The following is a 13,758-nucleotide window of genomic DNA, read 5'->3' as shown; positions in this document are numbered from 1 at the left end:
GGTGATGTTATATGGCTATCATTGGCGCCGAAGCCGCAGAAGCGAAGCGGGTGTGGGCTGCGCTTCTGCGGTGGCTGGCGGGGCCGTTGCGGCCCCCCCGGGTCAGGCTTTGAAGTGCAGGGCGTTGGTCAGGTCGCCCATGGGCTTCTGGCCCCGGGCGATCATCGCCGCGTCACGTTCCTTGATGCCGTCCAGGGTCTCCAGCTGGAACACCCGGGTGATCAGCCGCAGGATCGACGCGGTGTCGTACACCGTGTGGTCCACCGTGCCCTTGCGCGCGAATGGCGACACCACCAAGGCTGGAATCCGCGTGCCCGGGCCCCAGCGGTCGCCCTGGGGCGGCGCCACGTGGTCCCACCAGCCGCCGTTTTCGTCGACAGTGACGATCACCACCATGTTCTTCCACTGCGGGCTTTCCCGCAGCACCTTCAGCGCGCGGTCGATATGCCGGTCGCCGGCGGCCACATCGGCGTAGCCCGCGTGCAGGTTGAGGTTGCCCTGGGGCTTGTAGAAGGTCACCGCCGGCAGCTTGCCGGCCTCGGCGTCGGCGAAGAACTTGTTGGTGCTCGACTCATCGCCCAGGCCGCCATCGCGCAGGCGCTTGGCGCGCTCGGCGGGGTTTTCCGGGCCCTGGCGCAGGAAGTAGTTGAACGGCTGGTGGTGGTACTGGAAGTTGGGGATCTTGGGAATCCCGCCGGAGTCCTTGAACTGCTCCAGGGTCGCCTGCCAGGCGCCGCCGTACCAGGCCCAATCGACGTTCTTCTTCGACAGCTTGTCGCCGATATGCTCGTGGGTCTGGGGTACCAGCACGCTGGGCAGGTCGGGCTTGGCGTAGTCCGGGCGCTTGGGGTCGCGGATCCAGGTCGGCCAGTAGGGCGGGGCCATGGTGTTCACCGCGTAGCCGTCCGGGGTCAGGGCGCTGGGGCCGAACTGCGGCGCGCCGTCCATGGCACTGGCCGGGGACTTGTCCAGGGGCTTGAGACGGGTGCCCTTGGGGTCGTCGCCCTGCAAGGTGGCGATCTGCGACTTGGCCACCGAGTTGGCGGCGTCCGGGTAGAACGGCACCTTGGCGCTGATCAGGTACTGGTGGTTGAGGAACGAACCGCCAAAGGCGCCCTGGAAGAAGTTGTCGCAGAGCACGAACTCCCGGGCCACATCCCACAGGCGCAGGGAGTAGCGGGTCTGGGCGTAGTGGCCCATGGTCAGGGCGCCGGAGTCGGCCCAGGCCACGAAGCCGTCGTTCTTGCCGCCGTTGATCTGCATCTGGTTTTGGTAGAACACATGCCACAGGTCGCGGGTTACCAGGCCCAGGGGCAGGTCCTCGCCGCTGGGGCCCTTGAGGGCAAAGGGCGCGTTGGGCAGGTTTTCCTGGAACTGGGTTTCCACCGGGTAGGTGATGCCGTCCAGGGTTTGCGGGCCAACCTGGAGGATGCCGCCCCAGATCGGCGGCAGTTTCTGCAACAGCTTGCCGTCGCGGTCACGCTGCTGGAAATCCTCGGGCTTGAGGGCCGAGAGCGGTTTCTCCACCCCGGGGAAGTTGGCGAACAGGTTGTTGAAACTGCGGTTCTCGGCGAACAGCACCACCACGTTCTTCACCTGATCCTGCAGGGCCTTGTCCAGTTCGACCGGAGACAGCGGACGCTCATCCGGCTTGCCCCCAGGCTCGGCGGATTTGCTGCAGGCGCTCAGGGTGGCGCCCACCCCCAGAACGGCAACGCCGCCGAGGAAGCGGCGGCGGCTGGTATCGGTGGGCTGGTCGGTGGTGGATTCGGGGGTGTCATGCAGGTCGGTGTCGTCGCTCATGTCGGCTCCTTGCTCGTCGATCTGATAATTGGTTACAAAGTATTTCGGTCGCACGGTAACAACCGAATATGACGCAAAGACTACAGGAATGCGTCAGGAGTCCACTGCGATAGACTCGGAAAATTCTGAAATTGATGCCGGATGGGACTTATCCACAGGCCCGTCCCAGAGCGGCGGAACGGGCCCGTGGAGCACTCAGGGGAGTACGGGCGGCAGGTACGCCAGGGTGCTGCCCAGGGCCCAGAGCAGCACCAGCACCAAGGGCGCATGCACCAGCAGCTGGACGAAGGAGAAGCCGATCAGGTCCCGCGCCTTCAAGCCCAGCACCCCCAGCAGCGGCAGCATGTAGAAGGGATTGATCAGGTTCGGCAGGGCCTCGGCGGCGTTGTAGATCTGCACCGCCCAGCCCAGGTGGTATTGCAGCTCATTGGCCACCTGCATCACATAGGGAGCCTCGATGATCCACTTGCCACCGCCTGAAGGAATGAAGAAGCCCAGCACCGCCGAGTACAGGCCTATCAGCAGGGCATAGGTGTCGTGGGAGGCGATCTGCACGAAGAAGGTCGAGATGTGGTGGGCCAGGGTCTGCCCATCCAGCCCCTTGACAACCGTCATCAGCGCGGCAATCGAGCCGTACAGCGGGAACTGGATCAGCACCCCGGTGGTGGTGGGCACCGCCCGGGCCACCGCGTCGAGGAAACTGCGCGGGCGCCAGTGCAGCAGGGCGCCGGTCATCAGGAACAGGAAGTTGTAGGTATTGAGCCCGGAGATCGCGGTGATCGCCGGCTTGGTGGCGAACTCGTGGTACAGCCAGCCAGCGGCCAGCAACGCCAGAAGCAAGGTCAACAGCGGGCTGTATTCCAGCCATTCACCGGGGCGGCTGCGCGGTTGCGGCTTGGGCAGGCTGAAGCCTGGATCGACGCCACAGGCCTGGGCATCGCGGGCGCTGCCGGGGCCGGGTGCGGTGGCATAGGCGACGATCAGCGAAATGACGATCAGCGCCAGCAGCATCACCCCCGATTGCCAGAGAAAAATAGTCTGGGTGAAGGGAATCACCCCGGTGATGGCCAGGATCGACGGCGGCAGGCTGCCGGGGTTGGCCTGCAGTTGCGCGGCCGACGACGACAGCCCCAGCGCCCACACCGCGCCCAGGCCCAGGTAGGCGGCAGCGCCGGCGGCGCGGTAGTCCATGCGCAGCTCGGTGCGCCGGGCCAGGGCCCGTACCAGCAGGCCGCCGAACACCAGGGACAGGCCCCAGTTGAGCAGGGACGCGAGCATGGAAATCAGCGCCACCCAGGCCACTGCCGAGCGGCCGTTCTTGGGAATGCGCGCCAGTTTGTCGATCAGCTTCACCGCCGGCGGCGAGCTGGCCACCACGTAACCGCCGATGACTACGAAGGCCATCTGCATGGTGAAGGGGATCAGGCTCCAGAAGCCGTCGCCGAAGGCCATGGCGGCATCGGTGGGCTTGGCACCCATGGCCAGGGTGGCCAGGGTAACGATGATCACCGCCAGCGCGGCGAACACCCAGGAGTCTGGGAACCAGCGTTCAGCCCAGTTCGAACAGCCCAGGGCGAAGCGGGCAGAGCGGCTATCTTGAATTTCAGCGGCCACGTGATTACCTCGGATTCTTATGTTTGTAGGGAGGTCGGCCGCCCCGGGCAGAGGCGGCCGAGAACTGTGCCAGAATGCGGCAATTGCCACGGACTGCAAAGGATGCAACGCCCATGTCATTTTCCCCTGAAGAACGCGCCGCACTGCTCAAGGTCAAGGGTGTCGGGCCCACTGTGGTGGGCCGCCTGGAACAGCTAGGGATCATTTCCCTGGCCCAGTTGGCCGCCGCCGACGCCCTGGATATCGTCACCCGCGCCTCGGCCCTGGTGGGTTCCAGCTGCTGGAAGAACAGCCCCCAGGCCCGCGCCGCGATCCAGGCCGCCATCGCCCTGGCCAAGGGCGGGTAGCGGGGCTGCCGGCGTCCGCGCCGAGCGTCCATGTGGCCAACAACTGACGGTTGTTCCTCGGAGCGATTGCATAGACCATGTGCAGCCTTGCTGACTGCCACCATCTGAGTTGCTGCTATGACCCCCTCGACTGAAGCGTCGCCGGCGCGTTTCTCCCGCGCCGACTACAAGACCCTGGGCCTGGCCGCCCTGGGTGGCGCCCTGGAAATCTACGACTTCATCATCTTCGTATTTTTCGCCCTGACCCTGAGCCAGCTGTTCTTCCCCCCGGAAATGCCCGAGTGGCTGCGCCTGCTGCAAAGCTTCGGGATCTTTGTCACCGGCTACCTGGCCCGGCCCCTGGGCGGCATCCTCATGGCGCACTTCGCCGACCGCCTGGGGCGCAAGAAGGTCTTCAGCCTGAGCATCCTGATGATGGCGCTGCCGTGCCTGTTGATCGGCAGCATGCCCACCTACGCCCAGATCGGTTACTTCGCCCCCCTGATCCTGCTGGCCCTGCGGGTACTGCAAGGCGCCGCCGTGGGTGGTGAAGTACCCAGCGCCTGGGTCTTCGTGGCCGAGCACGCGCCCCGCGCCCATCGCGGTTATGCCCTGGGTTTCCTCCAGGCCGGGCTGACCTTCGGCTACCTGCTCGGCGCCCTGACCGCGACCCTGCTGGCGCAGGTCTTCAGTCCCGAGGAAATACTCGACCATGCCTGGCGCTACCCCTTCCTGCTGGGCGGCGTGTTCGGCGTGATCGGCGTCTGGCTGCGGCGCTGGCTGAGCGAAACCCCAGTGTTCATGGCCCTGCACCAGCAGCGCGAGGCGGCCAGTGAAATGCCGCTGCGCACTGTGTTGCGCGAGCATCGCCTGGCAATCCTGCCGGCGCTGATCCTTACCTGCGTGCTGACCTCGGCGGTGGTGGTGTTCGTGGTCATCACCCCGACCATGATGCAGAAGAGTTTCGGCATGAGTGCCAGCCACACCTTCGCCCTGAGCAGCCTGGGGATTGTCTTCCTGAATATCGGCTGCGTGCTGGCCGGGCTGGTCGTCGATCGCCTCGGCGCCTGGCGCACGGTGATGCTCTACAGCTTGCTGCTGCCCCTGGGCATCGCCGTGCTCTACGGCTGCCTGAACAGCGGCGGCCAATGGGTCGGCCTGGCCTATGCCATCGCCGGTCTGGGCTGCGGCGTGGTGGGCGCGGTGCCGTCGGTGATGGTCGGGTTGTTCCCGCCGCGGATTCGCGTTTCCGGCATCTCCTTCACCTACAACATCGCCTATGCCCTCTGGGCCAGCACCACCCCTTTGTTGCTGATCGCCCTGATGCCCTGGAGCCCCTGGGTCTGCGTGATCTATTGCGCGCTGATGGGGGCGGTGGGGGTGATCAGTGCCGGTTACTTCGGTGGCCGTGTGGGCGAGGAACGGCCGATGGCGACGGGGTCGAACGGCGTCCTTGATCAACCCTAGGATTTTTCTTCGACGCGCTGCAATCAAGCGAAGCAGCGAGCTAGAGCCTTCGCCAAAAAGCCGCTGAATCCAACATGAAACCGGGCTGAAAAATGGCTTTCAGCCGCTGGTTTTTTCCCGCTAATCTCCCGGAATGCGCGGCCCACGCGTGGGTTTCCGGGAGCTGTCTTGATTCGTTCGACGCTGTGTTCCTTGCGAAATTTCTCCACCCTCGACCCACTGCTGCAGGTGGCGCTGGTGTGCTTTGTGCTGGGGCTGGTGTTTGCCCTGATCGAAGCCTGGACCTGCACTCAGCTGGACTACGGCCTGGAGGGCGCAAGCCCCGACAGCTTCAGTGCCCGGGTGGTGGCGGTAGAGGAGGGGACACTGCTGGTGGAGGCGCTCGACACCGGGGAACGTCAACGCTTGCGCCTGAACCGCGAACTGACCCGGCTCCAGGTGCCCTTCGCACAACTGCCGGGGCAGACCCTGTTACTGAGCCACTTGCGGGGCTACCTGCTCAGTTGCAGCCATGATGATCAAACCTGGTGCAGCGCCCAATGCCCGAATGCCGAGCAGTGCCAGGACCGCCTGCGGCAACGCGAGTCGGCCCTGGGGCCGCTGTATTTCTGCTGGTTGGCCAGCCTTGCCTGCCTGCTGCTCCAGGCGCGCAAACCCCGCCCAGCGCAATAGCAAATCGACCATCGTAGGAGGTCTATTGGGGCAGCAACTGCTCCAGGTAGCGGCTGCGCTCGTTGCTCAGGCGGGTCACGCAGATATTGATCAGGGTCACATGGGCCGGCTTGCCCGGTTCCACTTCGAAGGCTTCCAGCACGCAGGTGCTGTCGCGGTACTTGATCCAGGCTCGTTGGGCATTCTTCAATTTGCCGAGGTACTCCTGCTCTTGCAGCAGGTTGCCGGGATACAACTCGTGGACCCGCGCCAGCAAGGCCTGATAGCTCTGGTTCAGGGCGTTGTCAGCGTGCTCCTTGGCCGCCTGGGCGCAGCGGTCGGTCTGTTCGCTGACGCTGATATGGGTGCAGTCCAGCGGCGCTGCCCGGGCCGGCATCGAGCCAGCGGCGCCTCCCAGCAGCAGGGCCAGAGCAAGGCCGAGAATCCAGGGCTGATGAGGCATGGCGGTCCCTTCGCGCAGAGAATGAAGCGCGCATTCTACAGCGCTGGCGCCGATGCAGATCAGGTTCCTTGTTCAGTCGCGCTCTTCGAGCACGTAGCCGACGCCACGCAGGGTATGGATCAGCTTGCGTTCGAAGGGATCGTCGATCTTCGCCCGCAGGCGGCGGATCGAGACTTCCACCACATTGGTGTCGCAGTCGAAGTTCATGTCCCACACCAGCGAGATGATCTGCGTGCGCGACAGCACCACGCCGCTCTGGCGCATCAGCAGGTGCAGCAGGGCGAACTCCTTGGTGGTCAGGTCGATGCGCTGCTTGCCGCGAAAGGCTCGGTGCCGACCCTGGTCCAGTTCCAGGTCGGCGACGCGCAACACATCTGGCACCGGCGCCTGTTCGCTGCGGCGCATCAGGCTGCGAATCCGCGCCAGCAGTTCGGGAAACTGGAACGGCTTGACCAGGTAGTCGTCGGCGCCCAGGTCCAGGCCCCGCACCTTGTCCGCCAGGCGCCCCTGGGCGGTGAGCATCATGACCCGCGTGCTGCTGTGCTGGCGGATCTGCGCCAGCACGCCCCAGCCGTCGATCTGCGGCAGGTTGACGTCGAGAATCACCAGGTCGTAGGCGTACTGGCCGGTCAGGTGCAGGCCGTCCGCGCCGCTGTGGGCACAATCCACCACATAGCCGCTTTCGCTCAGGCCTTGATGCAGGTAGTCGGCGGTTTTGCGTTCGTCTTCGATGACCAGGATACGCATGCTGATGAGGTTCTCGGTGGATAGGCGGCGGGGCAAGGACGTGGGCAGGCAGATAGCCGAGTGGCCGTTGCGGGCCAGGTTCTCGGCACTCTTCAAGTGCTCTTTCAAGTGGCCAAGGGCCGCGGCGATCTTAATGCACAAGCTTGATCCAGAGCCTTTGCTAACGGATTTGTAATCTTCGCGCCACCCTGGCGATAAGCACTGAAAGCTAACCTTGGCCGCACTTCAAACCCTCCCCGTCAATCGGTGGAGCGTGGCAGTTGCATAGGGGCCAGCCTGTCTTCGCACCAGGGCCGATATGTTGCGCCGCAGCTTCGCGGACACTGCCCCGACAAGGGCCGGAACCTGTTATGTCGACTTCCCCACGCCCCGCGGCCCGGGCTGCACGCCGCTGCACCTGGACCCTCCTGCTGGCCCTGGCGGCCAGCCCGCTGAGCGCCGCCGAAGCTTCCCAGCTGAGTCTGGACAGCGCCCTGGCCAGGGCCTTTGCCAACAACCCCGAACTGGCTGCCGCGCGCTGGGAAATCGAGATTGCCCAGGGGGCCCGGCAGCAGGCCGGGCTGCTGCCCAACCCGGTGCTCTCGGTGGATGCCGAGGACACTCGGCGCGACAGCCGCACCACCTCGGTCAAGCTCAGCCAGGCGCTGGAGCTGGGGGGCAAGCGTGGTGCCCGGGTGGAGCTGGCCAGCCGCGATCAGGAACTGGCGAACCTGGAGCTTGAGCGGCGGCGCACCCAGTTGCGCGCTGATGTGCTGGAGGCCTATTACGCCGCGCAATTGGCCCAGCAACGCCGGCAACTGGCCGGGCGCTCCCTGGCCCTGGCCGAGCGTGGCCTTAGCGTGGCCCAGGGTCGGGTCCGTGGCGGCAAGGCCTCGCCGGTGGAGGCCACCCGGGCCCAGGTACAGCTGGCAGAGGTGAGCCTGGAACTCAAGCGCGGGCAACTGGAGCAGGACAACGCCTATCGCCAGCTGGCCAGGGTCATCGGCAGCGCCAGTGCGGATTTTGCCGCGGTGCAGGAGCCGCCGGCCGAGGTGCTGCTGCCGGCTTCGGCTCGATTGTTGAGCAGCTTGCCGCAGACCACCGAATTGCGCATGGCCGAGCAGGAAATCGTCCAACGTGAAGCTGCCCTGGGCCTGCAGCGGTCCCAGCGCATCCCGGATCTGGATCTCAGCATCGGCAGCCAGTACGACGCCGGCGCCCGCGAGCGGGTCAACCTGGTGGGGCTGTCGATGCCGCTGCCGCTGTTCAATCGCAACCAGGGCAATGTGCTGTCCGCCGCGCGCCGCGCCGATCAGGCCCGAGACCTGCGCAATGCCACCGAGCTGCGCTTGCGAGACGAAACCCTGCAGGCCCTGGAGCAGTGGAGCACGGCCCGGAACGAGGTGCAGTCCTTCGACCAGACCCTGCTGCCCGCCGCCCAGCGCGCGGTGGAGAGCGCCACCCGTGGCTTCGAGATGGGCAAGTTCGGCTTCCTCGAAGTGCTCGATGCCCAACGTACGCTGATCGGCGCCCGCAGCCAGTACCTGGCCGCGCTGGCGCAAACCAGCGCGGCCAGGGTGCGGATCGAGCGCATCTACGGCGACCTCGAGCGTTGGTGAAGACCTGGCTGCGCGGCCTTGCCTGCCTGGTTGCGCTGCTGGTCAGCGATTGCCGCGCCGTGCCGCCGGCACCCCGGGACGAGCTGCGGCATTGGTGCGTCCACGAATGGCACAGGTCCCTCGACCGGTATTTCTTTCCGTCCCGCTCGTAAGGCGCCTGGCGCGCCGCCGAGCATCGATTTTCAGGAGCATCCATGGATAAACAACGCAGCCTGGTCTTGGCCATTAGCGCGGTGGTCGGCCTGGGGGCAGCGGCCTTGCTGCTGCCGAACCTGTTCGCCACCCCGGCGCCTGCCAGCGCCAAGGCACCCGTCAGCACCGGCAAGGCCCCCGCCGAGACCCATGATGAAGGCGAAACCGAAGGTCATCTGGAACTCAGCGCCGAGCAGATCCAGGCCGCCGGCATCGAGCTGGCCGAGGCCGGGCCGCGGCGCTTGAACCGGGTGCTGAGCCTGCCGGGGGAGATCCGTTTCGACGAGGACCGCACCTCGCACCTAGTGCCGCGCACCGCCGGGGTGGTGGAGTCGGTGCAGGTCAATCTGGGGCAGGCGGTCAAGCGCGGCCAGCTGTTGGCGGTGATATCCAGCCAGCAGGTGTCCGACCAGCGCAGCGAACTGGCGGCCGCCGGGCGGCGCCTGGAACTGGCCCGCACCACCTTCGAGCGCGAGCGGCAACTGTGGGTCGAGCAGATCTCCGCCGAGCAGGACTACCTGCTGGCGCGGCAGAACCTGCAAGAAGCGCAAATCGCCCTCGACAACGCCCGGCAGAAAATCAGCGCCCTGAGCGGCAGCGCCCAGCCGACCGGGGGCAATCGCTATGAAATGCGCGCGCCCTTCGACGCCGTGGTGGTGGAGAAGCACCTCAGCGTTGGTGAGGTGGTGAGCGAGAACAGCGCCGCCTTCACCCTCTCCGACCTGTCCCGGGTCTGGGCCACCTTCGGCGTGTCGCCCAGGGACCTGGGCCAGGTTCGGGTCGGCCAGGGTGTCCAGGTCAGCTCCAGCGAGCTGGGCACCCAGGTCCAGGGCCAGGTGGCCTATGTCGGCAGCCTGTTGGGGGAACAGACCCGTACCGCCACGGTGCGGGTCACCCTGGCCAACCCGGATGACGCCTGGCGCCCGGGGCTGTTCGTGGCCGTGCAACTGGCCACCGAGGCCTTCGAGGCGCCGGTCAGCGTACCCCAGGCGGCGCTGCAGACCGTGGAGGACCGGCCCTCGGTATTCGTCCGCGTGGCCGAGGGGTTCCAGGCCACGCCTGTGGTCACCGGGGCCAGCCAGGACGGTTTCGTCGAAATCCGCCAGGGCCTCGAGGCCGGGGCCCAGGTCGCCACCCGCGGCAGCTTCACCCTCAAGTCCGAACTGGGCAAGGGCGCGGCCGACCATGGCCATTGATCGGTCACAGCAGAGAGTGATTTCCCATGTTTGAACGCATCATCCAATTCGCCATCGAGCAGCGCCTGATCGTGCTGCTGGCGGTGCTGCTGATGGCTGGCGTCGGCATTGCCAGCTACCAGAAACTGCCGATCGACGCCGTACCCGACATCACCAATGTGCAGGTGCAGATCAATTCTGCGGCGCCGGGTTTTTCGCCGCTGGAAACCGAACAGCGCATCACCTTTCCCATCGAGACCGCCATGGCCGGGCTGCCGGGCCTGCAGCAGACGCGCTCGCTGTCGCGCTCGGGCCTGTCCCAGGTGACGGTGATCTTCAAGGACGGCACCGACCTGTTCTTCGCCCGGCAACTGGTCAACGAGCGTTTGCAGGTGGCTCGCGAGCAATTGCCCGAGGGCGTCGAGGCGGTGATGGGGCCGATTTCCACCGGGCTCGGGGAAATCTTCCTGTGGACCGTGGAAGCCGAGGAGGGCGCGCGCAAGGAGGACGGTACGCCCTACACCCCCACCGACCTGCGGGTGATCCAGGACTGGATCATCAAGCCGCAACTGCGCAACGTGCCGGGGGTGGCCGAGATCAACACCATCGGCGGTTTTGCCAAGGAGTACCAGATCGCCCCGGACCCCAGGCGTCTGGCTGCCTACCGGCTGACCCTGAATGACCTGGTCAGCGCCCTGGAACGCAACAACGCCAACGTCGGCGCCGGTTATATCGAGCGCAGCGGCGAGCAGTTGCTGATTCGAGCGCCGGGGCAACTGGCGTCCATTGAGGACATCGCCAGCATCGTCATCAGCAGCAGCGACGGCACGCCGATCCGCGTGCGTGACGTGGCCCAGGTGCAGATCGGCCGCGAGCTGCGCAGTGGCGCGGCCACCGAAAATGGCCGGGAAGTGGTGCTGGGCACGGTGTTCATGCTGATCGGCGAGAACAGCCGCGCGGTGTCCCAGGCGGTGGCGAAAAAACTCGAAGAGATCAACCCTTCGCTGCCCGAGGGCGTGGTGGCGGTCACGGTGTACGACCGCACCAACCTGGTGGAAAAGGCCATCGCCACGGTGAAGAAGAACCTCTTCGAGGGCGCGCTGCTGGTGATCGTGATTCTGTTCCTGTTCCTGGGCAATATCCGCGCGGCGCTGATCACCGCCCTGGTGATTCCGCTGTCGATGCTGTTCACCTTCACCGGCATGTTCGGCAACAAGGTCAGCGCCAACCTGATGAGCCTCGGCGCCCTGGATTTCGGCATCATCGTCGACGGCGCGGTGGTGATTGTGGAGAACGCCATTCGCCGCCTGGCCCACGCCCAGCGGCATCACGGGCGCCTGCTGACGCGCTCCGAGCGCCTGCATGAAGTCTTCGCCGCGGCCAAGGAAGCCCGGCGCGCGCTGATCTTCGGCCAGTTGATCATCATGGTGGTGTACCTGCCGATCTTCGCCCTCACCGGGGTCGCCGGGAAAATGTTCCACCCCATGGCCTTCACCGTGGTCATGGCCTTGCTGGGGGCGATGGTGCTCTCGGTGACCTTTGTGCCGGCGGCCATTGCGCTGTTCGTCACCGGCAAGGTCAAGGAAGAGGAAAACCTGCTGATGCGCAGCGCCAAGCGCGGCTACGCGCCGGTGCTGGACTGGGTCATGGCGCGGCGTGGCGTGACCTTCGCCCTGGCCGGCTTGATCCTCGCCGGCAGTGCCCTGGTGGCCAGCCGCATGGGCAGCGAATTCATCCCCAGCCTCAGCGAAGGCGACTTCGCCCAGCAGGCCCTGCGGGTGCCCGGCACCAGCCTCACGCAGTCGGTGGAAATGCAGCAGCGCCTGGAGCGCACCCTGCTGGCGCAAGTGCCGGAGATCGAACGGGTGTTCGCCCGCACCGGCACCGCGGAGATTGCCTCGGACCCGATGCCGCCGAATATTTCCGACAGCTACCTGATGCTCAAGCCCAAGGCGCAATGGCCTGATCCGGGCAAGTCGCGGGACGCGCTGATCGCCGATATCCAGCGCGCCAGTGCCCTGGTGCCGGGCAGCGCCTATGAGCTGTCGCAGCCGATCCAGTTGCGTTTCAACGAACTGATTTCCGGGGTGCGCAGCGATGTCGCGGTCAAGGTGTTCGGCGATGACATGCAGGTGCTGAACCAGACCGCCGCGCAGATCGCCACGGCCTTGCAGGGGTTGTCCGGGGCTTCGGAGGTCAAGGTCGAGCAGACCTCCGGCCTGCCGGTGCTGACCATCACTATCGACCGCGACAAGGCCGCGCGCTTCGGCCTCAATGTCGGTGATGTGCAAGACACCATTGCCGTGGCAGTGGGCGGGCGCCAGGCCGGCACCCTGTACGAGGGCGACCGGCGCTTCGATATGGTGGTGCGCCTGCCCGACTCGTTGCGCACCGATATCGATGGCCTGTCGCGCCTGCTGATTCCGATTCCGGCGACCGCGGGCAGCAGTGGGCAAATAGGCTTTATCGCCCTGTCGGACGTGGCCAGCCTCGACCTGGTGCTGGGGCCCAATCAGGTCAGCCGCGAGAATGGCAAGCGCCTGGTGATCGTCAGCGCCAACGTGCGCGGTCGGGATATCGGCTCCTTCGTCGAAGAGGCCACCGGCCTGATTGCCCAGAAGGTGAAAATCCCCGCCGGTTACTGGACCACCTGGGGCGGCCAGTTCGAGCAATTGCAGGAAGCGTCCCAGCGCTTGCAGGTGGTGGTGCCGGTGGCGCTGCTGCTGGTGTTCGGCCTGTTGTTCATGATGTTCAACAACCTCAAGGACGGCCTGCTGGTGTTTACCGGTATCCCCTTTGCCCTGACCGGCGGAATCATGGCCCTGTGGCTGCGGGATATTCCCTTGTCGATTTCCGCGGGGGTGGGGTTTATCGCCCTGTCCGGGGTGGCGGTGCTCAACGGCCTGGTGATGATTGCCTTTATCCGCAACCTGCGAGAAGCCGGGCGCTCGCTGCCGGTGGCGATTCACGAAGGCGCCCTGACCCGCTTGCGCCCGGTGTTGATGACCGCACTGGTGGCGTCCCTGGGCTTTATCCCCATGGCCCTGGCCACCGGCACCGGCGCCGAAGTGCAGCGGCCCCTGGCGACCGTGGTGATTGGCGGCATCCTGTCGTCCACCGTGCTGACCCTGCTGGTACTGCCCGCGCTGTACCACTGGGCCCACCGCAACGACCCGGAGTAGCAAGCGAAACGCCTCAGCTCTTGTAGGAGCCGGCTTGCCGGCGAAGACGATCTCACGGACGCCTTCGCTGGCAAGCCAGCTCCTACCCGTTTCTGCTCAATCGATAGGCAAAAAAAAAGCGCCCCATATGGGACGCTAAAAATTCATCTCTTTCCAAAGGAGCATCAAAAAAAACGCTTCAGAGATGAATGTGCTCTGTGGGCGACAGCCGTTAAATATCTTCCTCGGCCACGGTCGCTGTGGATGCATCGCGGGAGGGATTGCCGGCGCCGGTAGTGGCGGCGGTTTCCTGGTTGGCATCGCCGTGAGTCCGTTCCTGGCTGGCCAGGAATTCCTGGCGAAACTGCTGTGGGCGTTCGCTGCCATCAGCGGCCAGGGCGGTGATGCTGGTAGTGGCCAGAAGGCCGATCAATAACACTTGGGTTGGGCCCATGGTGGTTCTCCTGACAAGCTCTCCACCGCTGCAGTAGGCGGCGGATTCGAGTGTGTCCGGGAGTATGGGGAAACCAACCTAACGAGAAGGTGAGGCGGATATTACAG

At 65.6% G+C, this 13,758-nt stretch carries 11 protein-coding genes; 6 read left to right on the top strand and 5 right to left on the bottom strand.

Annotated elements, in window-relative coordinates:
- Positions 1–102: 102 nt before the first annotated feature.
- Complete coding sequence (locus tag J4P02_RS25830) at positions 103–1,803, bottom strand: acid phosphatase (protein ID WP_426195646.1); 1,701 nt, start codon at positions 1,801–1,803, stop codon at positions 103–105.
- A 195-nt stretch (positions 1,804–1,998) separates the two neighbouring features.
- Complete coding sequence (locus tag J4P02_RS25825; protein ID WP_426195644.1) at positions 1,999–3,417, bottom strand: short-chain fatty acid transporter; 1,419 nt, start codon at positions 3,415–3,417, stop codon at positions 1,999–2,001.
- Between the two features lie 113 nt (positions 3,418–3,530).
- Between J4P02_RS25825 and J4P02_RS25820 the strand changes: the two genes are divergently transcribed.
- From J4P02_RS25820 to J4P02_RS25810, 3 genes are all read left to right on the top strand, one after another.
- Complete coding sequence (locus J4P02_RS25820; RefSeq protein ID WP_426195642.1) at positions 3,531–3,764, top strand: helix-hairpin-helix domain-containing protein; 234 nt, start codon at positions 3,531–3,533, stop codon at positions 3,762–3,764.
- A gap of 117 nt (positions 3,765–3,881) precedes the next feature.
- Positions 3,882–5,210, top strand: coding sequence for an MFS transporter (locus J4P02_RS25815; protein ID WP_426195640.1), 1,329 nt, complete (start codon positions 3,882–3,884; stop codon positions 5,208–5,210).
- A 168-nt stretch (positions 5,211–5,378) separates the two neighbouring features.
- Positions 5,379–5,882, top strand: a complete 504-nt coding sequence (locus J4P02_RS25810) for a hypothetical protein (RefSeq protein ID WP_426195638.1) — start codon at positions 5,379–5,381, stop codon at positions 5,880–5,882.
- 22 nt (positions 5,883–5,904) lie between these two features.
- On the opposite strand, the gene J4P02_RS25805 is transcribed toward J4P02_RS25810, so the two are convergent.
- Both J4P02_RS25805 and J4P02_RS25800 read right to left on the bottom strand, forming a co-directional pair.
- On the bottom strand, positions 5,905–6,324 hold the full coding sequence (locus J4P02_RS25805) for a lysozyme inhibitor LprI family protein (protein ID WP_426195636.1): 420 nt from the start codon (positions 6,322–6,324) through the stop codon (positions 5,905–5,907).
- Between the two features lie 72 nt (positions 6,325–6,396).
- Positions 6,397–7,071, bottom strand: a complete 675-nt coding sequence (locus tag J4P02_RS25800) for a heavy metal response regulator transcription factor (protein ID WP_426195679.1) — start codon at positions 7,069–7,071, stop codon at positions 6,397–6,399.
- A gap of 350 nt (positions 7,072–7,421) precedes the next feature.
- Between J4P02_RS25800 and J4P02_RS25795 the strand changes: the two genes are divergently transcribed.
- The 3 genes from J4P02_RS25795 (at position 7,422) to J4P02_RS25785 (ending at position 13,218) form a co-directional block, all read left to right on the top strand.
- Positions 7,422–8,669, top strand: coding sequence for a TolC family protein (locus J4P02_RS25795; protein ID WP_426195634.1), 1,248 nt, complete (start codon positions 7,422–7,424; stop codon positions 8,667–8,669).
- A gap of 194 nt (positions 8,670–8,863) precedes the next feature.
- Positions 8,864–10,057 carry an efflux RND transporter periplasmic adaptor subunit gene (locus J4P02_RS25790; protein WP_426195632.1) on the top strand — a complete coding sequence of 398 codons (1,194 nt, stop codon included), beginning with the start codon at positions 8,864–8,866 and terminating at the stop codon, positions 10,055–10,057.
- Between the two features lie 26 nt (positions 10,058–10,083).
- The gene (locus J4P02_RS25785) at positions 10,084–13,218 is read left to right on the top strand and encodes a CusA/CzcA family heavy metal efflux RND transporter (RefSeq protein ID WP_426195630.1); all 3,135 of its coding nucleotides are present in this window, start codon (positions 10,084–10,086) and stop codon (positions 13,216–13,218) included.
- A 211-nt stretch (positions 13,219–13,429) separates the two neighbouring features.
- On the opposite strand, the gene J4P02_RS25780 is transcribed toward J4P02_RS25785, so the two are convergent.
- Positions 13,430–13,651: a hypothetical protein gene (locus J4P02_RS25780; RefSeq protein ID WP_426195628.1), complete on the bottom strand. Its 222-nt coding sequence runs from the start codon at positions 13,649–13,651 to the stop codon at positions 13,430–13,432.
- Positions 13,652–13,758: the final 107 nt, after the last annotated feature.

This window comes from Pseudomonas sp. NFXW11 (assembly GCF_049887815.1).
Taxonomy (GTDB): Bacteria; Pseudomonadota; Gammaproteobacteria; order Pseudomonadales; family Pseudomonadaceae; genus Aquipseudomonas.
The sequence above is the reverse complement of the archived record's forward strand: the minus strand, read 5'-3'. Positions and strand labels throughout refer to the sequence as shown.

Coding starts and splice junctions, on each gene's coding strand:
- J4P02_RS25785 (WP_426195630.1), top strand. CDS start 10,084: ATGTTTGAACGCATCATCCAATTCGCCATCGAGCAGCGCCTGATCGTG.
- J4P02_RS25830 (WP_426195646.1), bottom strand. CDS start 1,803: ATGAGCGACGACACCGACCTGCATGACACCCCCGAATCCACCACCGAC.
- J4P02_RS25815 (WP_426195640.1), top strand. CDS start 3,882: ATGACCCCCTCGACTGAAGCGTCGCCGGCGCGTTTCTCCCGCGCCGAC.
- J4P02_RS25795 (WP_426195634.1), top strand. CDS start 7,422: ATGTCGACTTCCCCACGCCCCGCGGCCCGGGCTGCACGCCGCTGCACC.
- J4P02_RS25800 (WP_426195679.1), bottom strand. CDS start 7,071: ATGCGTATCCTGGTCATCGAAGACGAACGCAAAACCGCCGACTACCTG.
- J4P02_RS25780 (WP_426195628.1), bottom strand. CDS start 13,651: ATGGGCCCAACCCAAGTGTTATTGATCGGCCTTCTGGCCACTACCAGC.
- J4P02_RS25820 (WP_426195642.1), top strand. CDS start 3,531: ATGTCATTTTCCCCTGAAGAACGCGCCGCACTGCTCAAGGTCAAGGGT.
- J4P02_RS25805 (WP_426195636.1), bottom strand. CDS start 6,324: ATGCCTCATCAGCCCTGGATTCTCGGCCTTGCTCTGGCCCTGCTGCTG.
- J4P02_RS25790 (WP_426195632.1), top strand. CDS start 8,864: ATGGATAAACAACGCAGCCTGGTCTTGGCCATTAGCGCGGTGGTCGGC.